This is a genomic window from Flavobacterium sp. SP2, from assembly GCF_057626655.1.
The window spans coordinates 250,670-277,526 of record NZ_JBVHBT010000005.1; the positions used below are offsets into that span (position 1 = coordinate 250,670).

The following is a 26,857-nucleotide window of genomic DNA, read 5'->3' on the forward strand; positions in this document are numbered from 1 at the left end:
GGGTATACCAGTACCTTGATAGCGTTTAAGCTGAGTTCCACGCCTTTTTTTTATTCCCAAAGGCAACTCACTTCCATTCTTAGCACTGCTCCTACTATAAAAGTCTCGCAACCAACAACACTGTTAGTCCAATGAGTTAGTTGGGAAAGGCACTGCCTGCGCTTGGCTGCAACAAGCAACGGCAGAGCACTTTCCTTTAAAAAAACCTTAAAAACCAAAAGCCTATGCCATAAAACCAATAAAAATACAAACCACACCACACGAAATAAATCACTAAAAAACCACCGCAAAAAAATCAGTATTAATCCATTTAATCCGCGGCATAAAAAGCGAAGCGTAAAATCCGTGAAAATCTGTTTAATCAGTGTCATCCGCGTCCCATAACCTGAGCGAAGCGAATCAAAAAATTTGTAAAAATTCGTGTAATTCGTGCCAGCAAACTGAGCAAAGCGAAACAAAAAAATCCGCAACACACGAGACCAAAGGTCGAACTGACGAAGTAATCAGTAAAAAGCGAAGCGCAAAATCCGCGATACACGAGACCAAAGGTCGAACTGACGAAGTAATCTTTTAAATCCGTGACCCGAGACCAAAGGTCGAACTGACGAAGATATCCGCTAAATCAGTGACCCTAGACCAAAGGTCGAACAGACGAAGTACATCCGTGTCCCAAAACTGAGCAAAGCGAATAAAAAATTTGTGATAATTTGTGCAATTTGTGGTCAAAAACATGAGCGGAGCAAAAACCCCAACAGCTCAGAATCTAAGCATCTCAGAAAAAAAAGGCCCTCTAACTCTTCTTGGCGGACGAATAGAGGACCAAAGCAAACCAAACCGAAGTCTAATTAAACCAAACCAAAAGTATGAATAAAAATTCAAACACAAAGTACTGGGCATCAACACTACCGCCCAAAATGTACTACATCCTACTCCTAATCTGTATAGGAGTACAAGCACAAACAACCATCAAAGGCACCACCACCGATGCAAATGGTACGTTACCAGGCGTAACCATAAAGGTGAAAGACAAGCCAACCACTACCCTTTCCGATGAAAACGGCAACTACACAATTGAGGTAGCACCAACAGACATACTAGTGTTTTCTTTCATAGGCTACAAAACAAAAGAAATGCAAGTGGCAAACCGCACTACTATCAATATGAAATTGGAAGAAGACACCACAACACTAAAAGAAGTAATCATAAACGCAGGCTACTACTCCGTAAAAGACAAAGAACGAACAGGAAGCATCGCAAAAGTAATAGCCAAAGACATCGAAAAACAACCAGTAACCAACGTTTTAGCTGCACTCCAAGGAAGAATGGCGGGCGTCAACATAACGCAAACAACTGGTGTACCTGGTGGCGGTTTCGAAATTCAAATAAGAGGCAGAAACAGCATCCGAACCGAAGGAAACCAACCGCTCTACATTGTCGATGGACTACCTTTTGCATCAGAAAGCTTAGGCAATACCAATATTTCGGGAGCAATTTTACCAGGCGCAGGAATCAACCCACTAAACAACATCAACCCATCCGACATCGAAAGCATCGAAATCCTAAAAGACGCCGATGCAACAGCCATATATGGTTCGCGTGGTGCCAACGGTGTAGTCCTAATCACAACCAAAAAAGGAAAAAAAGGAAAAACACAATTCTCCTTCAATACCTACACAGGCGCCGGAACAATAGCAAGAAGACTAAAATTACTAAACACACAACAATACCTTTCAATGCGCGAAGAAGCATTCGCAAACGATAGCATAACCACGCTACCACCTTGGGCGTACGACGTAAACGGAACATGGGACAGAAACCGCTACACTGATTGGCAAAAAGAACTAATTGGCGGTACAGCCACTTCAAGAAATGTAGAAGTAGGCGTTTCAGGAGGAACAGGAACGACGCAATTTTTAATCAGAGGAACCAATTTTAAAGAAACCACAGTCTTTCCAGGTGATTTCAGTTACGGCAAGTCCGCACTGCATTTCAACATAAACCACACCTCCGAAGACAACCGCTTTACAATAAACCTTTCAGGAAATTATGTGGCAGATAAAAACAACCTGTTAAGCACCGACCTAACCAGAAACGCCACAACACTAGCACCAAACGCACCAGCACTTTACGACGAAAACGGAAACCTCAACTGGGAAAACGGAACGTGGGAAAATCCGTTGCGCCTACTACAAGGAAAATACCTAGCCAAAACCAAAGGCCTATATCTTGGCGGAGTGGTTGGATATAAAGTACGTTCAAATATAGAATTCAAAACAGCATTGGGCTACAACGACACAAGAGTAGAAGAATCAAGCACCACGCCACACACCATCTACAATCCAGCATTCGGATTAACCAGCGCAGCATCGACGAGCATGGTAAGCAATTCCAACCAGCAGTCATGGAGTATCGAACCGCAACTAAACTACCAAAAGTCGTTTGCAAAATCAAAACTAAACCTATTGGTAGGAAGTACATTCCAAGAACGAACAGCTGCTCAATTGGCAGTGTTTGCTTCGGGATTTACAAGCAACAGTTTAATTACAAACCTAGCGGCAGCATCCTTTACACAAATAATGAACAATGCAACATCAATGTACCGTTATAATGCAGTGTTTGGAAGAGCAAATTACAGCGTAAACGAAAAATACTTCTTCAACCTTACAGGACGTCGAGACGGCTCAAGCCGTTTCGGTTCAGGAAATCGCTTCGCAAATTTTGGTGCATTAGGAACCGCATGGATATTCAGTAAAGAAACAGCAATAAACAAAGCTCTACCATTCCTAAGTTTTGGAAAACTAAGAGCCAGTTACGGAACCACAGGAAGCGACCAAATCGGCGACTATCAATTTTTAAACACCTATACGCCAACTGGAATTGCCTACAACGGAACTATCGGTTTAGAACCTGCTCGCCTATTCAATCCAAATTTCAGTTGGGAAGTCAACAAAAAACTAGAAATGGCGTTGGACTTAGGGTTTCTCAACGACCGTATTTTTTTAACAACGGCATTTTTCAAAAATCGCTCGTCAAACCAATTGGTTGGCATTCCATTACCCGGAACCACAGGATTCAATTCCATTCAAGCCAACTTAGACGCAACAGTGGAAAACACTGGTCTAGAAATCGAACTAAGAACCAACAATTTTAACAGAACGAATTTCAAATGGACGACTTCTTGGAACTTGACGATACCAAAAAATAAACTAATTGCATTCCCAAATTTAGAAGGTTCGGTCTACGCCAACCAATACATAATCGGTCAATCACTAAGCATCAGAAAAGTATATGAGTTCACAGGAGTAAATCCAACAACCGGAATTTACGAATTCACCGACTTCAACAACGACGGTCTACTCACAGCCACAGAAGACCGACAAAAAGTAGTGGACACAGCACCAAAGTTCTTTGGAGGCGTGCAAAATAGCCTGACCTACAAAAACTGGCAATTGGATTTCCTAGTGCAATTCGTAAAACAAGTAGGAATAAACAACAATGCAGTAGCAGATTTACCAGGATCAGCAAGCAACATGACAACTGATGTTTTAGACAATTGGCAACAACCTGGCGATACCAACCCGACTCAAGTGTACACAGCCGGTTTTAACGATGCAGCTGTTAATGCATTTTACACCTATTACGCGTCAAGCGATGCCGCATTCAGTGATGCCTCTTACATTCGCGTAAAAAACCTCTCACTGTCCTATACGTTGCCAAATACAATACTCAAAAAAGGGAGTTGCAAAATATACTTCCAAGCGCAAAACCTACTAACGTTTACAAAGTTTAAAGGTGCCGATCCAGAAAACCAGTCACAAGGACGACTACCTACACTTCGAGTTGTAACAATAGGAACACAACTAAATTTTTAATCACTTAAAGCTAAAAACATGAATGCATATACATCAAATACAATAAGAACAATTGGGTTGTGGTTAGCCATCACAATACTAAGCTGGCTACTAAACAGCTGTGAAAGCTTCGTTGAGGTAGATTTACCAGCAAATCAACTTACAGGAGAAGCGGTATTCCAAGACGCAGCCACCGCGGATGCGGCGCTGACACATATTTATTCCAAAATGCGAAATGACGTTTTGGTACAAGGAACCTCAACGGGTTTAAGCGCATTACTAAGCAACTACGCTGACGAAATGGAGTACTACAGCACCAGTGGTTTACCAGCGCAAGAATTCTATCAAAACGGTTTAATTCCATCCAATAATACAGTATCGTCAACTTGGAACGCAACGTACAATCTAATTTACGCAGCCAATGCCATAATAGAAGGCGCGACAGCAGCAACGGGAATTAGCACCGAAGACAAACAAAGATTAATTGGCGAAGCCTATTTCATAAGAGCGTATTTGCATTTCTATTTAGTGAATCTTTTTGGTGAAGTACCTTTTATCAATACTACAGATTATCAAGTAAATGAAAGCATTAGTAAATCAAGCATACCAATAGTATACAATAACATAAAAAACGATTTGCAACTAGCCATTACGTTACTGCCAATAAATTACTTTGGAACCGAACGAACCAGACCCAATCAAAGTACAGCACAGGCACTATTAGCAAGAACAATGCTATACACGGAGAATTGGTCAGAAGCAATCAACTATGCGGATGCAGTAATTAATGCAACAACAATGTACACTTTTGTAGACGATTTGAATAATGTTTTTCTAAACAACAGCACAGGTACCCTTTGGCAACTAGCACCACAATTCAGCGGCAGCAACACATTGGAAGCCCAAACATTCATATTTTCAAGCGCACCTCCACCAACATTTGCCTTACGCAACGACTTGGTAGAAGAATTTGAAGCAGGCGATTTAAGAAGAATCAATTGGATTGGAACAGTAACCGACGGAGCTCAAAATTACTACTTCCCAAACAAATACAAAGAAAACGCAAGCACAAGCGCATCGGTTGAATACTCAATTCTCTTTAGATTGGAAGAACTATACCTAATTCGCGCAGAAGCTAAAGCGCATTTAAACGATTTAGAAAATGCCAAAACTGATTTAAACAAAATTAGAAACAGAGCCGGATTGCCAAATACCGCAGCAACTATACAAACGGAAGTCCTAGCAGCCGTAATCGAGGAACGAAGAAAAGAGTTGTTCACCGAATTAGGACAGCGATGGTTCGACCTTAAAAGAACAGGAACAGCCAATAGTATTTTAAGCAGCAAGAAACCGGGATGGGATACAAAAGACCTACTATGGCCATTACCAGAATCAGAACTACTCCTAAACGGAAATTTAGCACCGCAAAACCCAGGATATTAAAACCAACAGTCCAACCAAGTACTAAACAGTTGGTTGGACTTAACTTTAAAAGGAACGAATATGAAATCAGTAAAGTTAATTGTAGTGGTTTTTTATGGGTTACTGTTGTTAAATCAAACCACCCTACCAGCACAACAAAAGAAATACCTGACACCACAAGACTATAAATCATGGAGCGATTTTGGAGCTTCTGATTTAAGTGCCGATGGCAAATGGGTATATTATAATATGCTACATCAAGAAACAGATACACTATTTTTAGTGAACAAAATAAATAACAAAACCCAGTCATTTGCAAGAGCATACAACGCCTCATTCGCTCCAAAAAGCAAATGGTTCGGATGTATAAAAAACGATAGTTTAAAGATACTAAACCTAGCTACAGGCAAACAACAACTTGTGTGTACAGAGGTTAAAGAATATACTTTTTCATTTGATGGGAGTTACGTTATTGCTTTGGTGCAAACCAACGAAACCAAAAGTTTAAAAATACTAGATTTAAAAACCTTCAAAGCAAAAAATATAACCAATGTATTAGAATACAAATTCAGTCCAGACAATACCAAAATAGCAATCTATACAAAGCAAGAGGGAATAAATAAAGTAAGTGTATATACCCTCAATTCTATTATATCAGAAAAAGCCATTGCAACGGATAGCAATTCAATATTCAAAGGTTTGCAATGGGACGATTCAAGCACAAAACTAGCCTTCTTCAAAGAAATAAACGAACCAGATATATTATACAAAAATCATATAGTGTATTGGTGCAATACTTTAAAAGAAAATTTAATTTTAAAAGAAATAAACCCTACAACCAATTCGACCTTTCCAAAGAACAGCTACATCCCTATTTCAAGACTATACGTTTCAGCAAAAAGCAATCAAGTGTTTTTGGATTACAAGCAAATTCCGAATGAAAATGCAACATCAAAAAATAAAGACGCGGTACAAATTTGGCTTTCAGAAGACCAGTCAATTCCACCCACAGATAAAAACGAAGAAGCCAACAACGCAACAACTTGGATTTCATGGAATACAGACGAACAAAAATTTATTCCAGTTGAAGACGAAAAACATAAAAACGCAGTGCTAACAGCCAACGATGACAATGTGTTGCTATACAGTTTTATCGAACTAACGCCATTTTACAAATACGGTGGTGAGTACATTGCCATCTGCATTAAAAACCTAAAAACTGGAGTTAAAACGTTGTTGTCATCAAAACAAACAAGAATTGAAAATCAAGTTGTAGTATCACCTGCAGGTAAATACGTTGCCTACTTTAAAGACAACAATTGGTGGACCTACAACATCGAATTGCAACAACACAAATGCATAACAATTGGAATGCCTTTAGCAGTGCATTGTCTCGATTATGATCGACCAAATTTAATTCCACCATACGGAAGTCCAGGATGGACAAAAAATGATGAAAACATGATCATTTACGATCAATTTGATATTTGGCTACTAAAACCTGATGGCACTTCCAGAAAAAGAATTACCAACGGAAAACCAACAGGTACAATATACAGAGTGCACGAAAACAGATTAAAACAATCACCAAGATACACCTTCTTCGGATTTCAAACTCGTGTAATAGATTTCAATAAAATGGTTTTACTTATCACAAAAGACAGTAAAACAGGAGGCGAAGGAGTTGCTACGTACCATAACGGAATTATAAAACAACTCTTCAAAAAAGAAAGTAAAGTGCAAGTAATAGCAAAAAGCGAAAGCGATTTCCTATTTCTAGAAAGTAACTTCACCTTACCACCAAGACTATTCAGCGCAAATACTAAAGGAATAGAAACCGAAATAAAACAATCCAACCCACAACAAAAGGAATTTTATTGGGGCAATTCAAAACTCATTAATTATAAAAATAAGGACGGCAAAGCGCTAAAAGGAGCATTATTCTATCCTGCAAATTATAACGCAAACAAAAAATACCCTATGATAGTATGCATTTACGAAAAGAAAGCACAAGAAGTGTTGGAGTATAACAATCCTTGTACCTATTCCGATCACGGATTTAACAATACAAATTATACTTCCGAAGGGTATTTTGTATTATATCCAGACATCGCGTACGGAATAAATACTACCGGCGACGATGCAACTGATTGTGTAAAAGCAGCCGTAGAGGAAGCAGTAAAAACTGCAACTATCGATAAAAATGCAATCGCACTAATCGGCCATTCCTTTGGTGGATTTGAAACAGCATACATCATGGGACATTCCAACATATTCAAAACCGCAATAATCGGTGCACCAATGATCGATTTAGTAAGTGCCTATTTAACCACCGACGGACACGGAATGTCAAACATGTGGCGGTTTGAATTCGACCAATTCAGAATGCTAGCCACCTTCGATAATGAAATATTCGATATTAACGCACCGTTAAAAAGCGCCAAGAACATCACCGCGCCAATTTTGATTTGGACAGGAACCGACGACAAACAACTCGACTGGAAACACAGCATGAAATTACAAAGTGCACTATGGAGACTAGGTAAAAAAAGTACCATGTTAGTATATCCAAACGAAGATCATATCATAACCCAGAAAAGCAACCAATTCGATCTAACGCTAAAGTGTAAAGAATGGTTAGATTTTTATTTAAAAAAGCAACCCAAACAAGACTGGATGGGAAAACAATGAGAAAGGTGTCCATAACGGACACCTTTCAATTTTAAAAATTACAACGCTTTGTAAAGCACCTTAGCACAAGTAGCATCGTTAGGATTTACTTTGCCATAAGCCTGCTTGGTTTGTCCTTGATGAAACATAGTACAAACGGGACCGACTTCGGTTCTACACGAAACTTCAATTTGACATGGCGATGGAGAATCAATCCATCCTGTTTGCAATGCAAAAGGTTTCGCTGGGGTAACCTGCGATGCAAAAGCACCGGTAATAGCAAGTAATACAACCGCTATTGGAAAACGAAATTTTTTCATAATAATAGAATTAATAGTGATGATCTACTCTGTTTACAGGTTTTCGATCGTATCCCTGACACTGCAGTATTTTGTTAAAATAGGATTTTCATTTTCTCTTAAAATAACGCGACTTTAAAGTACACGAAATCAAATAATTCTTAGTCAAACCAAACAACTGATTTCCGTAGATCTTGAAAGTCTTAACTTCCTCATTCTTGTAATGGTAAAGATAAAAGCTGAATTCATAAGTACGCTGTTCCAAATCATATACATCAATAATACCAGCCTGAGCAAGCATCACCTCCGATTCATATTGACCCAAACGATCAGATTTGACAAAAAGATACTTACCAGAAGTGGTGGCATAGTTCTGAATCATAGGAGGTTGTTTAGCAAACTTTTTTTCTGAAGTAGCCTTCAAATAAGCAAATTCCATCGGAACCTGACGAACAGTATCAATAGTTTTTCCAATATAAACTTTAGAAAAATCAATATCAGCAACAACAAAAGAATTTCGATAATAATAAACATAAACAACTGTCTTTAAAGCTTCATTGTAGAGCAGCATACCATCAGTATCAAATATTCCATCGATTTTCTTTTGCAATACATTAGGATATAATCTAGCTTGTAAGGTGTTAGATTTTTTTAGAATTCCTAAAACGTGCTCGCCATTTTTAGCACTATTTCCTCTAATTACAAAGTCATTATTGGCAATCGGCTCAAGCAAAGAAAACCTAGTTGATCCTTTAAGCAATGTACTAGCGTTCCACAAGTCGGTAGTTCCTTTATAAACAATCGGCACGCTGCCATCGGAAAGATAAAAAACAGAATCACGAACACTGACTTTGACAGAAGAAAAACTATAATTTTTAGAACCAACAAGTTCAATGCGAACAGGCAATTGTTTGCTAAAAGAAGTATCAACAGTAAGCAAATGCAACGGCGCAGTACTATTGCCTAAGTAGAGATTGTCTTTTGAAAATCCAGCAATATAATAAGAGTTGTATTGTATCGGAATTCCTTTTAACGAAGCGATAGGATGATGCGGATAACGTCTCAGAAAACTATTATTTCTATGAATTTCTTCTTCCGAAAGTAAAAATAGAACAACGACCAGCAACGAACTAAAAAAACCAATCACGATAATAGTAAGAAAAAGTTTAAGCTGGGTTAGAACTCCTTTATTCTGAATCACAATTCCGACTAAAGCCAACACCACAAAACTTATATTAAAAACTAAATGTTCGGTCCAACTCATCTCCGATAAGATACCGCCACAAGAACACGGAATAAAAGAACTGTAATTTAAAATAATAACAATGTAAACCGAAAACAGCACCATCATTCCAAAAGCACAAAAAAGTACAATAAAGCGATACTTCGGTACAATTAAAAATAGTGCAATAAGTAGTTCCAAAAGCGGAATGCTATAAACGACAATGTGAGCGTACGGACTCAACAACGGCGATTGTCCCAGCTGAACCTGAAAATTTTCAAAATCCAACAGCTTACTCACAGCCGCGTAAACGAATAATAGAATATAAAGCAAACAGATAATCTCTAATAAAATAGGTTGTAGTCGAGCAGGAATTCGCATATCGTTAAAGTTTAAATTTCACGAAGTAAAATTCTGAAATTCAAAATAATAACACTTGTCTTATCGGGAGAAAAAGATAGCCAAAAAGGATTTAATTCGTAAACATACTTAATTCAATTATAGTCAACTAGCCTTTTAATTTTTTGAATCATTATTTAGAATTTTATAATTAAAGAAAAATTTTGTGTAAATAAATGAAATGGCAAAAATAAATCCTGAATATTTATAATCATCAACTTTGAATTATTAACGAAATACTCTCTTAGGAAATGTCCAATTTAGTTTGAAGATATACAATTTATTTATTTTTTTAAAAAAAGTCTATTTGCAACACATCACGTTAGTTTTAAGCATGAATATGGAATTTTATCTATCTATATTTGACTTCAATACGATCGAGGATAATTCTCAATAATTAAAATTGTGCAACATCAAGGTTAGTAGTGATGTTTATGAAAAAATTCGTAAATAAAGTTGTAACGTGTTTAAATAGTGTATTCTAGATTAGTTATTTATACCAATTATAAAAATATTGTTGCAACGATAGTCAGAGACTCAACTGACTTTAAAGGCTTGAGTACAATAAGAAAATTTATTAACATCTAAAAAATTAAAAAGATGAAATTAGAAAGTTTAAAACTAGAAAAGTTTAAAGATGAGTCTTTAAAAAGAGAGCAAATGTCATTTATTAATGGTGGTGTAGCAGGTACTGCAACGCCAGCTGGACATGGTTGCGGAATGGGAACTTCTGCTTCACATCCGAATACTGTTTACGAGTATGACTTTGGATATGATGCTATAAGAACAAGAGCTGATGGGTCTACATATACAACTTATCATGACAGAACTAATGTTTCGATAATTTCTGCTGAGGAATGTTACAGTAATCAAAACCCATAATAGTGATTATAAAATTTAAATTAATCTTTACTTTTTAGTAAATCTAAATTAAATTAAATTTAGGTTTACTAAAATTTTAATTTTAAAATATCATCAATTTAAGTTTGAATTTTTCTTTAAAATATCCTTATTAATTAGACATACTTTAGAACAGTTAATATGATGAAAAAAACTATTTTTGCATTATTACTTTTTACCTTAAATATTTTAATAGTTCATCATGTAAATGGGCAGAGTGGAAAATTCAAAAATAAATATAGTCAACAAGATTTTGAAAAAAACAAAATTTATGAACAAATCTATAATTTGTGGTTTTATAAGAACAAATGGATTCCTGTCAAAAAAGATACTTTACTACAACCATATTTTGTTGACGATAGAACTTACAAGGGATTAATTAATTATGGAGTGCAATTTAGGGCTAAAAATTTTGAAAATTTTCATTTTACAGAGGGCCATCATATGTTTTTTTTGAAAGTTGAATTTGAAAAAACAATGTTTAACCCTAAAGACAGCATCATAGAAATTGAAGGATATGTAACAGGAGGTTGGGGTGATTTAGCAAAAAAAGGGCTTATAGAAAAAGGTATTGATAATAAAATAGATGTTTTTCTAGGAGAAAAAAAAGATACCATTAAAAACTTGTATTACAGAAAACTTGTAAACGAGGAACTAATTGAAGTAAAACTGAATAGAATAGAAGTTAATGAAAATACAATTTTAGATACATTTCCTGCTTTTTATTTTAAAAATTATTCTCTTTTTAGAACTTTACCTAAGGGAAGGCGTTATTTTAAAATTAAGGGAAAAGTTACAAACAACACTTTGCTGGCCTTTGGAGGTTATAATTGTTATTCAGAAGTTTTTGATTTGAGTGCAATGGTTTATTATCCTAAAAAAAATAAACAAAAAAAAATTAACCATAGAAAGGAGCTATCTTACATAACACTTATACAGAATAATGAGTTATTGTCAGAAACTGTAAAAGAAAAAACTAAAGAAATAAATTATTACACTTATACTGAGGAAGCCGAAAATTATATCATAAAAAGACAATTTGTAAAAGCAAAAGAACAGTATAAGTTATTGAATAAAAAGTATAATACTGTTTTTGCAAGAGACATTCATAACGCCCTACGTTGTGCTCTGTTTTCTCGAGATTACGAAAACACCTTTTATTGGGCAGAAAAGTTAGCAAAAAAAGGAATTCCATTTAAATATTTTGATTCAAAAATATTCAATTTGTTAAAAAAACAAAAACAATGGAATAGCTTTAGTGTTAAATATGATTCCATATACAATGAATTTCAAACTAGAAGAGACATAAAATTTAAAGAAGAAATTGAAAATCTATTACAAGAAGACCAAGCTGATTACGGATTAGCAAATAGGAAAGAACCTAAAATATTATTTGAGACAACCGATAGAGTTACAAATAAATTAATAGATTTATTAAACGAAAAAGGTTACCCTTCAGAAGAAAAAATAGGAGTTTATACAAAAAACGACACAGTTATAATTCCATTTCCAGATTATCATGTATTAATAAGACATGCTATACAACAAAAGCCAAAAAGACTAGAAATTTTGAATGAGCTATTGACTAAAAGTGTAAAAAAATATGAATATGATAGTAAAAGGAGTCCAAATAATGTTTTTAATTATAACTCTTGTTTTCATATCTACAAGGGAAATTTATATAATTCAAAATCGTGCGGTTCAAATGACTTGATGATTAGAAAAATGATATTTATTTTCAACAACCCTAATGGCTTTTTTATACATACTGATAATTATGTTGTAACTGAATACAACAAGGAAAGCCCAGAAGAATATGATAAATATTATAGAGACAACTTCAATTTTGTCATGAAATTGACCAATGAGTGGGAATTTTATGAAAATTAATTATTTAATATGATATTAATTTATAGTAAAGATGTTGATGATTTTGTAAATCAAGTAATAGATTGTTTTGAAGATGAATTTATTAGATTTAGTGAATCTGATAAAATTGAAATATTGAAAATGGAATTTTGTAACGAAAACAGTTCTTACTTAATTGATAGTGAGTATATAAAAAATGTAGATTTAGAAAAAGTCAAAAGTATTTGGTTTAACGGTGGAGTTATTAATTCTTTTGGAGATGAATATGAAGATAAATGTTATGAGATATTAAACGATGCGTATTTGTTGCAAAAACAAACGTACAAATTAGGAACACGTATAGCTGATTTTGAATTTAATAGATTAGATGTGATGTTGGAGGCAAAAAATCAAAAACTTAAAATACCTCATACATTAATTACTTCGGATAAAATACAGCTTCAAAATTTCTATGATAAGTATAGCAATAAAAATGGTATTGTATCAAAAAGGATATTAGATAGTTATTATTATGAAGACGATAAATATTCCTATAATTTCAACTTAACTTTTCCCATTACACCTGAAATTCTGAGTGAGGTGCCGAATGAATTTGCAGTTTCAATTTTTCAAGAATGTATAATTGCTGATTTTGAAATTAGGGTAATATATATTGATTCAATTATAAATGCTGCATGTATTTATAACTTTGATAATAATATTGATTACAGGACCAAGTTATGGAATATGAGAGATATTAGAATAGTACCTTACAAATTGCCTAATGAGATTGAAGACAAAATATTAAAAGTCTTTGAGAAATTTAATATTAATTTTGGTTCTGCCGATCTAATGTATAGTAACGGGGAATACTATTTTTTAGAGATAAATCCTTCAGGACAAATAAGTTTTATTAATAATTCTTGTAACTTTTACATTGAAAATGTTATGAGCGAAAAACTAATTAAATATGAATAGGAAACCAATAAATATATTCAACGGACTCAAAATCGAAATTCAAAATATTAATTTAAATAAGATTGATAAAAAACCGGTTAGTAGACTTGTGGCAATAAAAGCATTTCAAAATTCTAAAAATATTACTAAAGCATTTACAAAACCAATTTCTAAAATAATATAATTTGAAATCAAAAAATTTTAACCTTTTTTCTGATTGTATTCCAATAAAAGGTAATAATAGAAGTATTATCTGTGATATGATGAATAATAAATATTATTTTATCCCAAATGGATTGTATGATTTATTAGAAGAATATAATGGTAAAACTATTAAAATAATAAAAAAAGACTTTGAACACCTTTATGATGATATAATTGATGAGTATTTTAATTTTTTAATTGAAAATAGGCTTATTTTTTTTAATTCAAATCCTGAAGCATTTCCTAAAACTGATTTAAGATGGGATAGTCCTTCAAAAATTACTAATGCAATTATAGACTTTGACCAAGAACACAATGATTATGTTGATATAATATCTCAATTTGAAGATTTAAAATGTTCTTACATACAAATGCGTTTTTTTAAAAAGATGGATTTAAATTTTATAAGAAGCATTGTGCAATATATTAATGACGTGAAGTCTAGAATTGTTTCAATAGATTTCATTTTGCCTTTTCATGAAAATTTTCAATTATTAGAAGTAAAACAGTTATTAATAGAAAACAGTAGAATACATACAATAATTATTTATAATTCACCATGGAATAAGAGTTTCGAACCAGAAAATGGAAAAATGGGTTATTTAGTTCAAGTAGAAAAAAATATTCTTAATGAAAAAAGTTGTGGTATAGTCAACTATGAGTATTTTCACTCTAACATTAAACTTTTCACAGAATCTCAACACCACAACACTTGTTTAAACCGCAAAATTTCCATCGATAAAGACGGCAACATAAAAAATTGCCCATCTATGGCTCAAAGTTTTGGTAACATTAAAGATACTACCTTAGAAGAAGCTCTGAATCATCCTGATTTTAAAAAGTATTGGAACATTACTAAGGATCAAATAGAAGTTTGCAAAGACTGCGAGTTTAGACATATTTGTACTGATTGTCGTGCTTACATTGAAGATCCTGAAAATATTTATTCTAAACCTTTAAAATGTGGTTATAATCCATATACTAATGTTTGGGAAGAATGGAGCACCAATCCTTTAAAACAAAAAGCTATTGAGTATTATGGTATGCAAGATTTAGTAAAAAAAGATGCTTAAAAAATTAACTCACATACATATTTTAAGGAAAGGAGTTCGTGAATGACAAAGTCATTTCCATTCTATAAACAATCTGACAGCAAAGACTGTGGACCAACTTGCCTAAAAATAATCGCCAAGCATTTCGGTAAGGTTATAAATATCCAAAATTTAAGAAAACTTAGCGAAACTACAAGAGAAGGAAGTAATTTATTAACCTTGAGCGATGCTGCCGAGAAAATAGGTTTTAGAACACTTGGTGTGAAGCTAAGTTTAGAAAAACTACAAGAAGCGCCATTGCCTTGTGTTTTGCATTGGAACTACAATCATTATATTGTTTTATACAAAATAAAAAAAAATGTTTATTATATCTCCGACCCAGGAATTGGTTTAATAATATACAAACAAGAGGAATTTATTAAATTTTGGATTGGTAATAATGCTGATGCAACTACACAAGAAGGAATTGCGCTATTGTTAGAACCAACACCCAAGTTTTATCAATCGGAATTTGATAAAGAAGAACAAAAATCTTTTGGTTTTGGGTTGCTTTTACAGTATATATATCCTTATAAATCTTTTGTAATTCAGTTATCAATTGGTTTACTTGCTGGAAGTTTATTGCAGCTTATTTTTCCGTTTTTAACGCAAAGTGTTGTTGATGTTGGTATTCAGAATCAAAATATTCATTTTGTTTATTTGGTTTTGTTTGCGCAATTGTTTTTGTTTTTTGGACGAACCACCTTAGAATTAATACGAAGTTGGATATTGTTGCATCTTTCTACACGTATTAATATTTCATTGATTTCCGACTTTTTTATTAAACTAATGAATTTGCCAATCTCCTTTTTTGATGTGAGAATGACAGGCGATATCATGCAACGTATAAATGACCATCATCGGATAGAACGTATTCTAACTACCTCCTCTTTGAGCACATTGTTCTCGGTAATTAATATGTTTATTATGGGTGGCGTTTTGGCATATTATAATTTAAAAATATTCGCCGTTTTCTTTGTTGGAAGTTTTTTATATTTTTTATGGGTAACTTTATTTTTAAAACGACGTGAAAAACTAGACTACAAACGTTTTGCAGAAGTAAGTCAAGAACAAAGTAAAGTTATAGAACTCATAAATGGAATGCAAGAAATAAAACTGCATAATGCCGAAAAACAAAAACGTTGGGGTTGGGAATACATTCAAGCTCGATTGTTTAAAGTTTCTATGAAAGGTTTAGTCCTAGAACAAACACAAAGTATCGGTTCTAATTTCATAAACGAATTAAAGAATATTATCATCATTTTTCTATCGGCTAAATTAGTAATCGATGGACAAATTACCCTAGGAATGATGATGGCAATTAGTAGTATTGTGGGAAGTTTAAATGGTCCAATTATGCAATTAATTGGCTTTATTAGAGAGGCTCAAGACGCCAAAATATCGTTAGCACGATTGGCAGAAATTCACGACAAAGAAGATGAAACACAACACGACGAAGAAAAAATTCACGATATTCCGCAAGATGCCGATATTGTAATTAAAGATTTGAATTTTAGATATATTGGTTCCGACGTAAATGTTTTAGAAAACTTGAATTTAACTATTCCAGCCAATAAAATAACTGCTGTTGTGGGAACAAGCGGAAGTGGAAAGACAACTTTAATGAAATTGTTACTAAAATTCTATGATCCAAACAGCGGTGTAATAAGTGTTGGCAAAACGGAATTATCTAAAATTGCCCAGAAAACATGGCGTTATCATGTTGGTACTGTAATGCAAGAAGGTTACATTTTTAATGACACTATTGCCAATAATATTGCAATAGGAGTTGATGTTATAAACAAACAAAAGCTTGTATACGCAAGTGATGTTGCTAATATTAAAACATTTATTGAAGATTATCCGCTTGGTTATAATACCAAGATTGGAATGGAAGGTGTTGGCATTAGTACAGGACAAAAACAACGAATGCTTATTGCAAGAGCTGTTTATAAAGATCCAGAAATGTTGTTTTTTGACGAAGCAACTTCGGCACTTGATGCTAATAATGAAAAGGAAATCATGCAGAAACTAGATGTTTTCTTTAAAAATAAAACCGTTGTAGTAATAGCACATCGTTTAAGTACAGTTATGAATGCTGACCAAATAGTTGTATTGGAAAAAGGCAAAATAGTAGAAATTGGTAATCACAAGCAACTTGTAGCTTTAAAAGGAAGTTACTTTGAACTTGTTAAAAATCAGTTACAATTAGGAAGTTAATTATGGAAGATAAGAACACATCCTTTGAACTTAGAAGCGAGGAAGTACAAGAAATCCTTACACGAGTTCCACACTGGATACTTCGTTGGGGTAATATTGTGATTTTGTTACTCGTTTTACTAATACTTGGCGTTTCGTGGATGATAAAGTATCCAGACATTATCAATGCTCAAATTATAATAACTACTGAAGTTCCACCACAAAAGTTAGTTGCAAGATCGTCAGGCAAAATAGAAGTTTTATTCACAACAAATGAAAAGCAAATAATAAAAAATTCACCCATTGCAGTTATTGAAAACGCAGCAAATTATAATGATGTTTTTATGTTGAAAAGCATTATTGATACTATAAATATTGATAAACACGCTTTTCCTTTTTATAAAATAAAAATCGCACAACTTGGAGAAGTAGAAAGTGCCTATGCAGTTTTTCAAAAGGAATATAGTGCCAACGAACTTAATTCAAAATTACAACCTTTTAAAGTTGAAGGAGCGGCTTTAAGTAACGAAGCTGTCCAATTGAAAGAACGATTGAATTTATTGATTTCACAAAAGGAGATCAATGAAAGTGAATTACAATTGCAAAAAATTGATTTAGAACGTTATGAATCTTTATTTAAAAAAGGAATTATAGCTTCGCAAGAAATGGAGAAGCAACGGTTGTTATTTTTACAATCACAAAAGAATTACAAAGGTATATTGAGTTCTATTTCGCAGTTAAAATCTTCAATTAATGATTTGAATAAAAATAGTAAAACCACAACCATTAACGAAAACATAGAAAGTACTAATCTTGAAAGAAACGTAATACAAGCGTTTTACCAATTAAAAAAAGCCATTAAAGACTGGGAATTAAATTATATTTTCCGCTCATCAATAGACGGTAAAGTTTCATTTTTACAACTTTGGGCAGTAAATCAGACTGTTAATGCAGGGGATAATGTATTTGCTGTAATTCCTAATAGGAAAAGTAATTATATTGGCAAGATAAAAGCAGTTGCCTTAAATTCTGGAAAGATTAAAATAGGTCAGAAAGTAAATATACGTTTGGCAAATTATCCTGATAGAGAATTTGGAATTATTAATGGAATTGTAAAAGCAATTTCGCTAACGCCAGACAAAGATGGAAATTTGCTTCTTGATGTAACTTTACCAAAAGGATTAACAACCTCATATAAAAAACAAATTGTTTTTCAACAAGAAATGTCGGGAACTGCTGATATTGTTACCGAAGATTTGAGATTACTAGAAAAATTAGTATATCAGTTTAGGGATTTATTTAAAAGATAAAATGGAAAAATCTTAGAGTCATCTTGATGATGATTATCACTAAGTAATCTAAACAAGTATGGCCTGAAAAGATATTTCAATTAATTATTTTATAGAAATAAATAATAATTATAGCAAGATAAATATCAAAATAAGATATTATGAGGACTTTAATTGTGAAAGTCACTTTTTTCTTTAAATATTACTGCAATTAAATACTGCGATACTCCTTAATTAAACCCTTGGGCTTGTTTTGATTATTTTTTACTTGACCTACTCATTAAACAAGCAACGCCACAATCTAATTGGCCACGTTGTAGCGTGTATGCTTTATTGTCACTATTTTGTCATTACGAGGAACGAAGCAATATCATTCCTAATTTGTGATTTCTAACTTTTTTATCAAAGTTTCTGCTTTTGTTTGACCTTTAAGTTTTTCAATAAGTTTCCGATTTTTACCTTAAAGCACAAAACAATGATTTAACATCAAAAGTAATACCGAAATTAATTTTTGTGTCAGATAAAAAATTAACGTTAACATAGTTATTAAGTTTATATTTAGTAGCAAATGCTTTTATTAAATCCGATTTTTCAAACGAAATAAAAACCAATTGAAAATCATTAAATTTTTCAATATTCTCTTTAATCATCTGCGCCTCTTCATTACAAAATTCACATTCTGTATTGAAATAAATAAAAAGTATTGGAATATCTTTTTTTAAATTTTCGTTTGTAAAAATACTTCCATTACTATTTTGATAATCAAATTTCGGAATTACTTTTATATTCTCAGCAACTTCTTTTTATGCTTAATTTTAGAATAAATTTGAAATACGAAATAGCCAAACAAGCTAATAAAAAGGATAGGGATTATTATTTTAAAATATTTTTTCATCCTTCCTTTCCTTTAGAAACAATTACACTAATTATTAAACAAATCATTGCTACAATATCCAAAATAAAAGAAGTCAAACTTTCTTCTTTCATTAAGTATAAAACAACATGTCCAATAATCATAATAACATAGGCAATTAAAAAATACTTTCTGATTTTTGTCATTTTTACGAATAATTTAAAGTAAAAAACATAACAACACAAACCCATAGGAATAATGATGAACCATAACTAATTGTAATTATTTTTAAACCAAAATCCATTGGGTATTTATTGTGATTTAGGTTTATAATGGTTGGACTTGCTATTTTCCCAATATAAGATGATAACAATAACCAGTAAACCACTTCAAATAAATTTATAACTTGTAATGGATAGATAAACCAATTGTCTATATTTTTATAACCAATCAAGTTGAGCGCAGATAATGGATAAAAAGATTGTAAATCGGATAAAGTAAATTTAGTTTGAATAAAATAAAACCAAAATATCTTTAAAATACCAACAAATAAAAAAATAAATTCAGCTTTTACTACAATATCCCATAATTGATGATAGGTAATTTTTGTTCTGCTATAAAAATATGTACTGATATAAATTATATTAGTGATACAAAATATTTTAATAATTAAAAAAAAGGTATTACAAAATAGGATAACGATTGCCACTTTTTTTGCAATTCTAGATAATTAGTTATTTCAATATTTGTTAAATTATTTGATAATGAGTCAGATAAAAGCTTATCTGCATTAAATAAAAAAGTAGATATATAAGATATTATAATGTAACTAAGAATCAGTAATAATAATCTCATGCAAAATCTATTATATATTATTAATTCTTAAATAAAAAGCAAAAATTACAAAGCATACAATAAAAATGATATCAATTTTATTTGAAAACTTATAAAAATTCTTAAAAACTGATTTAACTGGACTATATGTTCCTATAATATTTTTAAAGAAAACTAAATATGATACAATAAAAAAATAAAAAAATAATAAAAAATAACTGACTTTATAAAAATAAAAACTACTCGTAATTATTATTGCAGGAATAATTATTCTATTTTCTTTAAAATTATATATTTTTAAACTAAAAATATTAACATAAGTAAAAACAAAAAAAAATGATATTAAAACAGAATCTATTAACTTATTTCCAACTCCTCCGTTTATTATACTTTGATAAGATAACCCAAAAACTGTAAAGTACAAAAATAAAAAATTATAATTTTTCATCTAATTTTAAATTTATGCTGTATGATTACCATTGCAACCATACAGCATATTAAATTAATCCTTAATTCCGCATCCAATTCCAACAACTCCAAATGAAGCACCAAATGCAGTTAGAATACCTCCGCCAGTTGTATACCCTGCTGCTGCAACGCCACCAGCATAAATCCAACCGGCTGGTGATGCTAATAAAGCTATTCCTATAACTCCACCAGCAATACCCATCCATGCACATCCGCTTAATCCACCTTCCAGATTTTCCATCTGATTTAATTCTAATTTTTTCATAATAAAAAATTTTAGATATTAATGATTCTCGAAGTTAAAGAACAATAAAAAAAATGACTTGCTATAATTTGACGCAATATGATTAAAATAGATAATTTTTTTTAATATTTTGATTTTTAACTATAAGAAAAGTTTAATTTCTAAATATAAAATGATTTAAAATCTCTTATTCAAGACTCTGATCTAGAAACATAAGCCGCTTAACTTCATAAGGCGAACATCCAAAATATTTCTTAAAGGATTTTGAAAAATTGGGATAGTTATTAAATCCATTCATTACAGAAATACTTTTTAGCGGTAACGCCGTATGCTGAATCATATAATGAGCGCGTTTCAAACGTTCTTCATTGTAAAACTGATAAATACTAGTCTTAAAAAAATGGCGGAAACCGTCTTTTAATTTATGCTCGTTCGTACCAAATACACGAGACAATTCTTTCAATGAAGGAAGTGGTTCATCGAGATGCGCAAAAATATAATCGTAAAGTTTCTGAATCAAAAGAGCATCGGACTTTCGTGTTTTAATATGCTTTTCAAGAGTAACGGAATCGGTCATGGGAGTATAATAATTTTTAAGAACGGGTGTCAAAAGACTAACAATAATTTCGGAACGATTAATTAACCTCCCTATACTGCAGTTGGCAGAAACCTTATGACAATATTACGCATAAAGAGAATCTATTAATAATATAGTTTTTCTTAATACTTTCCATTTAAAATTAATAAATTAAACATTTCTATAGCATTTTCTAAAAATACTTTTGAAAATGGTTAATTGTTTTTAAAATTTGCTCCAATAGATTTTCTAAATTCTGCATTTGTCAATATTTTTAGGTCGAATTTTTTTATACTTTTTTGCAGTTTTATAGTTTCAAGTAGTGTTAAATTATTAAAAAAATATGCAAGTTCTGTTTTATTGCCTTCTTTGTCCGTTGAGTAAAGCGCCTTTGTTATTACAGATGCTGTAGAACCTCCTTTCATTCCAATACGTGCTTTATTTTTTATATTTTTTGGATTGTCTAAAACATATTCCATCAATTCGTCTAAATGCATTTGTGTTGTGCTATCAAAATAAACTCTACTATTTATCTTTTTCATAACACTTACATACTCATAAACTGTTGAACGAGGCAAATTACCAGACCAAATTTTTTGAATATCAAAATTTAAATTACCTATTTTCTTCTTATAACAAGAATCTGTTTTTAGTTTTGTATGGATTGAATTTGATATTGCAATATACTTTTCATTAGAAAGTAATTTCATTTTACTGTTAAGTTCCTCATATTTTAATCTAGGATAAATTTCAGTTGATACAAATAAAGCAGAAACAATATAATAAATTGGGGAATGATTTTTTAATCCTAAAGCATTAATTCTTGAATTAATCTTTTTGATCCCTAGCCTTTCAATTAACCACTCGGTGTTTGCATTAGAACTAAATTTTATCATTCCTTTTGCAATTTCTCTTATCGTAGTTTTATTGTTTGATATTTTATTTGAAACCGATTTTATCCAACTTTGGTGTGCATTTCCGTCAGTGTCTTTAATATAAAATTTGTTTACATCCTTTAAATTAACTTCTTCATCAGGATTTATTATTTTATTTTTAACTTGATAAGAATATTCAATTGCAATTATTATCTTAACTGTACTAGCCAAAGGCATAATTTTTTGTGAATTTTGAATGGCTAAAATACTATCGTTTCTTTGCAAAAGTATTGCACTTCTGCTTGGATTTTTTTTAATAAAATCAAGAACCGTATTCTCATTCGGGCCAGAAACATAATCATTAAAAATTATTATAGAAATTATTATTAAAATGATCACTACTGAAAGTATAAACATTCTTTTTACCATCTATAATGCTTTTAAATTTATTTAAACAAATGAAAAAAGACAACATAAATACTATTATCATATTTATATAGTCTTTTATAATTAATGTAAGATATTTACCTATAGTAATTATTGCTTTTACTTTTAAAAATTTCACCATCTTTTTTAATAAATGGTAAAGAAATTAGTCCTGATATAATTGCGGAGAAAATGCTAGAAAATATATTTTGAACACTAAAGGGTAACTTCTCAAAATCCTTAATATCATCAGTTTTTTCACCCGAAGACTGTAATAGTAATTCTAAAGAACTTGCATAATCCTTTGACAAAGAATTATCAAATAAAAAGTAAATTGAATCGAACAAAGTGTAGACGAAAATTGAAATGAAAAGAACAATTAATATTTGAAAAAGTTTTTTTATTGGTTGTTCACCATTCTTTACAATTTTCTTTCTAACATTATTAATACCTATAATATTTACAATTATTATTGATAGAAATAAGTAAAAACCTCCTATTAATGGTAACATTATTGTTTCACTCATACTAATTCCTTCATTTTGCCATAATGTAGTTGTTAAAAGTGTAAACAAAAAAGTAACCACACCAATCAAAAAGCCCATTTCAATTAAAGGCATTTCTTTTTTAATTTTTTGAATCATTTTTTAAAATTTTATAGTTAAAGAAAAATTTTGTGTAAATAAATGAAATTGCAAAAATAAATCCTGAATATTTATAGTCATCAACTTTTAATATTAAAAATAGTATTAAAATTGGCAATAAAATTCCAAAACTTAAGATTGACATTGTAAAAGCTTTTTTTACATAAAACATTAATTTTGAATCATTCATTTGCATGAAGAAGAAATTCAAAATATAGTGATAAATCACAAAGAATAATATTATATAAATTATTTTCATACGTTAATTTAGTTTACATTTATTATCACAACTTAATTGAATTATTTTTCTTTTTACTGAAAGCTCATTATATAAAAAACTTCCAATTTTTGTTATTTTTAAGACAAATGTAAATGGTAATAAAACCCATAAAATCACAAGCCGTTTGTTTATTTCAAAAATACTATCAAAACCATAAAACGATAAATCATTACTTGATTTTGAAAACATCAATTTAATTTTTTTCTCATCTAAAATATCAGAAGTCCTGATATCTTCAACTACTATGAGTTTAAAAAAATCTAATTTAGTTACAATTCTTTTAAACTTTTTACAAATCGGACACCATCCATCAATGTATATTGTAAGTTTATTTACCATATCTACTCATTTTTTCTAATATTTTTTCATAAAACTTTTCCCAATCAGTATTTGCAATAAAAAATCCTTGAACAAAAATAAATACCAATTGAAAATCATATATCATCATAAAAACATAAATCGATATATGTAACATTATTGCTAAAATAATTATTAACTTCTTTGTCTTCTTGAACCATACTAAAGCAGGATAAAATAATTCAATTACTATCGTTGCATACGTTGATAATGTAACAAAAATTGCATTTTTTGCAAGTGATAAATTATAACTAGTTCCTCTAAACCTTTCTAAAGACATTGTATAGTAAGTCGCTATTCCGTTAAACCAAAAATCGGCATGAATTTTATGTATTGCAGAAATAAAATAAGCCAAACATAAATGTATGCAAATTGAATAACCGCCAAGATTTGATAAAAAAACATTAAACTTAAAATATTCGACGTTTTTAAAAAACTTTGGTTTAATTGCGAAATAATTATATGAATCAATAAAAATCATATAAATCATAATAAACTTCAATAAATTATCACCTCCATTTAAAATACTCGGGCATAAATTCTGCAAAATTTCATAGAAAATAAACAAAACAAATGCTGTTGCATTTTTACCAATTCCAAAAAAATAAAATAAAATAAGAATTATATACGCTAAATAAAAAAATTGAAAATTATCTCTAATAATCAAACTATTGATATTAAAAAAATCAAAAAATCCTGATTCTTCATGTACAAAAAATGATTTTGACATATATAACAAATCTTTATATTCCCATGACAGAAATACTTTTTTAAGCAAATGAAAACAAATAAATATTCTAAAAAATGCAGAGTAAAAACTAAATTTGTTGTCAATACTAAAATTATCTATAAACTTTTTCATAATTTAATTTGAGCTATCAAAAATTAATTGTTCATCTTCATTAAGATTTTTTTTATACCTATCTATAAATTTAGGTATTTTCTTTTGCGTTATTTTTAAATAAACATTATAATCATCGTATTCTAATTTATTATTTAATGCAACTTTTTTTGAATAATTTAGAAGTGTCATAAATGGTTTTGTAGTCTCAATAACTTTGTTTACTTTTTTTGTTAACTCAAATTCATCAACTTTTTTATTTTTTAATTTTGCATCATATTCAAATGATTCTCGTACCGCTCTTATACCATCCGTTATCAAGTAAATAGAATTTGATATTAAGTAATCTACCAAATCTTCATTCCCATTAAATGGTGCTTTACTACATTTTTGCTTTAATAATGGTTCAATCACCTCATAAACAATAATCTCTGCTTTATTAGTCTTTTTTTCAAAAACATAATAAAGTCTATCATTCGATTGTGGTGGTGGTGCAAAAAAACCCCATCTTTGATAAAAGAAAGTATTAAATTTTTCATTATATTCAATTAAACTAATATTTATATAGTTATCAGGAGTAGAAAATACTAAAGTTGCAATTCCATAAAATAAAAACAACCCTGAAATCAGGGTTGAAAAAACATATCTAAACATATAATTTTATTTATCTAAATTATAAAGCTTTTCATTTTTTAATTCAACATTTCCGTTTCCGCTATCAGCAACTCCAAAAATAGTATAAGTCATTTGTTCAACCTCTGGTGTTAAATGTGTTGCAGTTCGAACTGCAACTCTTGTAAATCCAACAGCAGCTCTAACCAAACCAGTGATAGCTGGTGCTTCAATTTTACCATTTACTTGAGCGTTTGAATAAACCTGCACAGACTGTCCATAATCATCAGCTTTTTGGTCAAAACTCATTAAAAATGTCGCTCCAAAAGCACATACACTAAACATTGCAATTTTCTTACTAAATAAATTCATCATTTTTATTTTAAATTGTTAACACTACAAACAAACTAAAATTAATTAATAAACACACGCTTAAAAGTGACTTAAAATACTTAAAATTGATATTATTTTAAAATTTTAATTTTCACATAAAAAGTAAAAAGGAGTTCTAAAAAAAAGTAGTATAAAATCTCTTATTCAAGACTCTGATCTAGAAACATAAGCCGCTTAACTTCATAAGGCGAACATCCAAAATATTTCTTAAAGGATTTTGAAAAATTGGGATAGTTATTAAATCCATTCATAACAGAAATACTTTTTAGCGGTAACGCCGTATGCTGAATCATATAATGAGCGCGTTTCAAACGTTCTTCATTGTAAAACTGATAAATACTAGTCTTAAAAAAATGGCGGAAACCGTCTTTTAATTTATGCTCGTTCGTACCAAATACACGAGACAATTCTTTCAATGATGGAAGTGGTTCATCAAGATGCGCTAAAATATAATCGTAAAGTTTCTGAATCAAAAGAGCATCGGACTTTCGTGTTTTAGTGTGCTTTTCAGCACCAACGGCATCGGCCATGGGAGTATAAATATTTTTACGAACTGGGGTCAAAAGACTAACAATAATTTCCGAACGATTAATTAATCTACCAATACTGCAGGAAACAGAAATCAATAATTTGTCTTGCGTAGTAAAATCCAGCGGCAAGGTTGTAGGCAATGAAATACCACCTTCCAAAACGGTACGCAGCTGCTCCAAAGATTTCGATGTTACAATAGAACAAAAGGGTTTACCAAGTAATTCGTTTTCTGAATAACCCAAAAAAGAAGTAACCTCTGGAGTAAAACTCTGAATAACAAAAGTTGCATTGAGTATAAAAGTAGTTTGTGTAACAAATTCTTGAGAGCTGTGTGCATTTACATACCCATCATGAAAAATAGCTTCTTTCATTTCCTCAGCAACCATATTAATCAAAACAACAAGTGTTTCCAATTCATCATCGAAGGAACTCAAAGGAATCCGATTATTAAAATTACCACGAGCCATCTCAAACAACATCTGGTGCATGAAAACAATTCGTTCTTGATTATGAGGTCTATCCATAATGATTACTGTGCTATCAAATCGCGATTCTCTATTTTTCTATTCTA

At 31.1% G+C, this 26,857-nt stretch carries 23 protein-coding genes; 10 read left to right on the forward strand and 13 right to left on the reverse strand.

The window, feature by feature from the left end:
* The first annotated feature begins 863 nt into the window (after window positions 1-863).
* The 3 genes from ACZ098_RS12140 to ACZ098_RS12150 are packed head-to-tail and all read left to right on the forward strand — an operon-like array spanning window position 864 to window position 7,964.
* Window positions 864-3,872 (forward strand): SusC/RagA family TonB-linked outer membrane protein, encoded by a 3,009-nt coding sequence (locus ACZ098_RS12140; RefSeq protein WP_487312013.1) that lies wholly within the window; start codon window positions 864-866, stop codon window positions 3,870-3,872.
* Window positions 3,873-3,890: 18 nt separating this feature from the next.
* Entirely contained in the window at window positions 3,891-5,294 is a 1,404-nt protein-coding gene (locus tag ACZ098_RS12145) for a RagB/SusD family nutrient uptake outer membrane protein (RefSeq protein WP_487312014.1), read from the forward strand.
* Between the two features lie 60 nt (window positions 5,295-5,354).
* Window positions 5,355-7,964, forward strand: a complete 2,610-nt coding sequence (locus ACZ098_RS12150; protein ID WP_487312015.1) for a S9 family peptidase — start codon at window positions 5,355-5,357, stop codon at window positions 7,962-7,964.
* Window positions 7,965-8,002: 38 nt separating this feature from the next.
* Here the strand turns inward: ACZ098_RS12150 and ACZ098_RS12155 are convergent, their stop codons facing one another.
* The gene (locus tag ACZ098_RS12155; RefSeq protein WP_487312016.1) at window positions 8,003-8,263 is read right to left on the reverse strand and encodes a DUF6520 family protein; all 261 of its coding nucleotides are present in this window, start codon (window positions 8,261-8,263) and stop codon (window positions 8,003-8,005) included.
* Window positions 8,264-8,351: 88 nt separating this feature from the next.
* Window positions 8,352-9,845, reverse strand: a complete 1,494-nt coding sequence (locus tag ACZ098_RS12160; RefSeq protein WP_487312017.1) for a MauE/DoxX family redox-associated membrane protein — start codon at window positions 9,843-9,845, stop codon at window positions 8,352-8,354.
* A 618-nt stretch (window positions 9,846-10,463) separates the two neighbouring features.
* On the opposite strand from ACZ098_RS12160, the gene ACZ098_RS12165 reads away from it, so the two are divergent.
* From ACZ098_RS12165 to ACZ098_RS12195, 7 genes are all read left to right on the forward strand, one after another.
* Window positions 10,464-10,745 carry a hypothetical protein gene (locus ACZ098_RS12165; RefSeq protein WP_487312018.1) on the forward strand — a complete coding sequence of 94 codons (282 nt, stop codon included), beginning with the start codon at window positions 10,464-10,466 and terminating at the stop codon, window positions 10,743-10,745.
* Between the two features lie 159 nt (window positions 10,746-10,904).
* Window positions 10,905-12,653 carry a hypothetical protein gene (locus ACZ098_RS12170; RefSeq protein WP_487312019.1) on the forward strand — a complete coding sequence of 583 codons (1,749 nt, stop codon included), beginning with the start codon at window positions 10,905-10,907 and terminating at the stop codon, window positions 12,651-12,653.
* Window positions 12,654-12,662: 9 nt separating this feature from the next.
* Complete coding sequence (locus tag ACZ098_RS12175) at window positions 12,663-13,589, forward strand: ATP-grasp domain-containing protein (RefSeq protein WP_487312020.1); 927 nt, start codon at window positions 12,663-12,665, stop codon at window positions 13,587-13,589.
* Window positions 13,582-13,752 (forward strand): hypothetical protein, encoded by a 171-nt coding sequence (locus tag ACZ098_RS12180; protein WP_487312021.1) that lies wholly within the window; start codon window positions 13,582-13,584, stop codon window positions 13,750-13,752. Before ACZ098_RS12175 ends, ACZ098_RS12180 begins: the two co-directional genes overlap by 8 nt.
* 1 nt (window position 13,753) lies before the next feature.
* Window positions 13,754-14,845, forward strand: a complete 1,092-nt coding sequence (gene gwsS, locus ACZ098_RS12185; protein ID WP_487312022.1) for a grasp-with-spasm system SPASM domain peptide maturase — start codon at window positions 13,754-13,756, stop codon at window positions 14,843-14,845.
* Between the two features lie 42 nt (window positions 14,846-14,887).
* Entirely contained in the window at window positions 14,888-17,083 is a 2,196-nt protein-coding gene (locus tag ACZ098_RS12190) for a peptidase domain-containing ABC transporter (RefSeq protein WP_487312023.1), read from the forward strand.
* Window positions 17,084-17,085: 2 nt separating this feature from the next.
* Complete coding sequence (locus ACZ098_RS12195) at window positions 17,086-18,372, forward strand: HlyD family secretion protein (RefSeq protein ID WP_487312024.1); 1,287 nt, start codon at window positions 17,086-17,088, stop codon at window positions 18,370-18,372.
* 434 nt (window positions 18,373-18,806) lie between these two features.
* On the opposite strand, the gene ACZ098_RS12200 is transcribed toward ACZ098_RS12195, so the two are convergent.
* The 11 genes from ACZ098_RS12200 to ACZ098_RS12250 form a co-directional block, all read right to left on the reverse strand.
* Window positions 18,807-19,136, reverse strand: coding sequence for a peroxiredoxin family protein (locus ACZ098_RS12200; protein ID WP_487312103.1), 330 nt, complete (start codon window positions 19,134-19,136; stop codon window positions 18,807-18,809).
* A 106-nt stretch (window positions 19,137-19,242) separates the two neighbouring features.
* Window positions 19,243-19,410, reverse strand: a complete 168-nt coding sequence (locus ACZ098_RS12205; RefSeq protein WP_487312025.1) for a hypothetical protein — start codon at window positions 19,408-19,410, stop codon at window positions 19,243-19,245.
* A gap of 1,130 nt (window positions 19,411-20,540) precedes the next feature.
* Complete coding sequence (locus tag ACZ098_RS12210) at window positions 20,541-20,771, reverse strand: hypothetical protein (RefSeq protein WP_487312026.1); 231 nt, start codon at window positions 20,769-20,771, stop codon at window positions 20,541-20,543.
* Window positions 20,772-20,937: 166 nt separating this feature from the next.
* On the reverse strand, window positions 20,938-21,327 hold the full coding sequence (locus tag ACZ098_RS12215; RefSeq protein WP_487312027.1) for a helix-turn-helix transcriptional regulator: 390 nt from the start codon (window positions 21,325-21,327) through the stop codon (window positions 20,938-20,940).
* A 215-nt stretch (window positions 21,328-21,542) separates the two neighbouring features.
* The gene (locus ACZ098_RS12220; protein WP_487312028.1) at window positions 21,543-22,631 is read right to left on the reverse strand and encodes a serine hydrolase; all 1,089 of its coding nucleotides are present in this window, start codon (window positions 22,629-22,631) and stop codon (window positions 21,543-21,545) included.
* 95 nt (window positions 22,632-22,726) lie between these two features.
* A complete protein-coding gene (locus ACZ098_RS12225; RefSeq protein WP_487312029.1) occupies window positions 22,727-23,272 on the reverse strand; it encodes a DUF4199 family protein in 546 nt (181 codons plus the stop codon).
* A gap of 262 nt (window positions 23,273-23,534) precedes the next feature.
* Window positions 23,535-23,891 (reverse strand): DCC1-like thiol-disulfide oxidoreductase family protein, encoded by a 357-nt coding sequence (locus ACZ098_RS12230; RefSeq protein ID WP_487312030.1) that lies wholly within the window; start codon window positions 23,889-23,891, stop codon window positions 23,535-23,537.
* On the reverse strand, window positions 23,881-24,771 hold the full coding sequence (locus ACZ098_RS12235) for an HTTM domain-containing protein (protein ID WP_487312031.1): 891 nt from the start codon (window positions 24,769-24,771) through the stop codon (window positions 23,881-23,883). Before ACZ098_RS12235 ends, ACZ098_RS12230 begins: the two co-directional genes overlap by 11 nt.
* A gap of 3 nt (window positions 24,772-24,774) precedes the next feature.
* Window positions 24,775-25,404, reverse strand: a complete 630-nt coding sequence (locus ACZ098_RS12240; protein WP_487312032.1) for a hypothetical protein — start codon at window positions 25,402-25,404, stop codon at window positions 24,775-24,777.
* 6 nt (window positions 25,405-25,410) lie between these two features.
* Entirely contained in the window at window positions 25,411-25,737 is a 327-nt protein-coding gene (locus ACZ098_RS12245) for a hypothetical protein (RefSeq protein ID WP_487312033.1), read from the reverse strand.
* A gap of 158 nt (window positions 25,738-25,895) precedes the next feature.
* Window positions 25,896-26,810, reverse strand: coding sequence for a helix-turn-helix transcriptional regulator (locus ACZ098_RS12250; RefSeq protein ID WP_487312034.1), 915 nt, complete (start codon window positions 26,808-26,810; stop codon window positions 25,896-25,898).
* Window positions 26,811-26,857: the final 47 nt, after the last annotated feature.

Coding starts and splice junctions, on each gene's coding strand:
- ACZ098_RS12175 (WP_487312020.1), top strand. CDS start 12,663: ATGATATTAATTTATAGTAAAGATGTTGATGATTTTGTAAATCAAGTA.
- ACZ098_RS12235 (WP_487312031.1), bottom strand. CDS start 24,771: ATGAAAAAGTTTATAGATAATTTTAGTATTGACAACAAATTTAGTTTT.
- ACZ098_RS12150 (WP_487312015.1), top strand. CDS start 5,355: ATGAAATCAGTAAAGTTAATTGTAGTGGTTTTTTATGGGTTACTGTTG.
- ACZ098_RS12140 (WP_487312013.1), top strand. CDS start 864: ATGAATAAAAATTCAAACACAAAGTACTGGGCATCAACACTACCGCCC.
- ACZ098_RS12210 (WP_487312026.1), bottom strand. CDS start 20,771: ATGAAAAAATTAGAATTAAATCAGATGGAAAATCTGGAAGGTGGATTA.
- ACZ098_RS12170 (WP_487312019.1), top strand. CDS start 10,905: ATGATGAAAAAAACTATTTTTGCATTATTACTTTTTACCTTAAATATT.
- ACZ098_RS12160 (WP_487312017.1), bottom strand. CDS start 9,845: ATGCGAATTCCTGCTCGACTACAACCTATTTTATTAGAGATTATCTGT.
- ACZ098_RS12225 (WP_487312029.1), bottom strand. CDS start 23,272: ATGATTCAAAAAATTAAAAAAGAAATGCCTTTAATTGAAATGGGCTTT.
- ACZ098_RS12245 (WP_487312033.1), bottom strand. CDS start 25,737: ATGATGAATTTATTTAGTAAGAAAATTGCAATGTTTAGTGTATGTGCT.
- ACZ098_RS12220 (WP_487312028.1), bottom strand. CDS start 22,631: ATGGTAAAAAGAATGTTTATACTTTCAGTAGTGATCATTTTAATAATA.
- ACZ098_RS12240 (WP_487312032.1), bottom strand. CDS start 25,404: ATGTTTAGATATGTTTTTTCAACCCTGATTTCAGGGTTGTTTTTATTT.
- ACZ098_RS12165 (WP_487312018.1), top strand. CDS start 10,464: ATGAAATTAGAAAGTTTAAAACTAGAAAAGTTTAAAGATGAGTCTTTA.
- ACZ098_RS12205 (WP_487312025.1), bottom strand. CDS start 19,410: ATGACAAAAATCAGAAAGTATTTTTTAATTGCCTATGTTATTATGATT.
- ACZ098_RS12230 (WP_487312030.1), bottom strand. CDS start 23,891: ATGGTAAATAAACTTACAATATACATTGATGGATGGTGTCCGATTTGT.
- ACZ098_RS12145 (WP_487312014.1), top strand. CDS start 3,891: ATGAATGCATATACATCAAATACAATAAGAACAATTGGGTTGTGGTTA.
- ACZ098_RS12190 (WP_487312023.1), top strand. CDS start 14,888: ATGACAAAGTCATTTCCATTCTATAAACAATCTGACAGCAAAGACTGT.
- ACZ098_RS12195 (WP_487312024.1), top strand. CDS start 17,086: ATGGAAGATAAGAACACATCCTTTGAACTTAGAAGCGAGGAAGTACAA.
- ACZ098_RS12215 (WP_487312027.1), bottom strand. CDS start 21,327: ATGACCGATTCCGTTACTCTTGAAAAGCATATTAAAACACGAAAGTCC.
- ACZ098_RS12155 (WP_487312016.1), bottom strand. CDS start 8,263: ATGAAAAAATTTCGTTTTCCAATAGCGGTTGTATTACTTGCTATTACC.
- ACZ098_RS12250 (WP_487312034.1), bottom strand. CDS start 26,810: ATGGATAGACCTCATAATCAAGAACGAATTGTTTTCATGCACCAGATG.
- ACZ098_RS12180 (WP_487312021.1), top strand. CDS start 13,582: ATGAATAGGAAACCAATAAATATATTCAACGGACTCAAAATCGAAATT.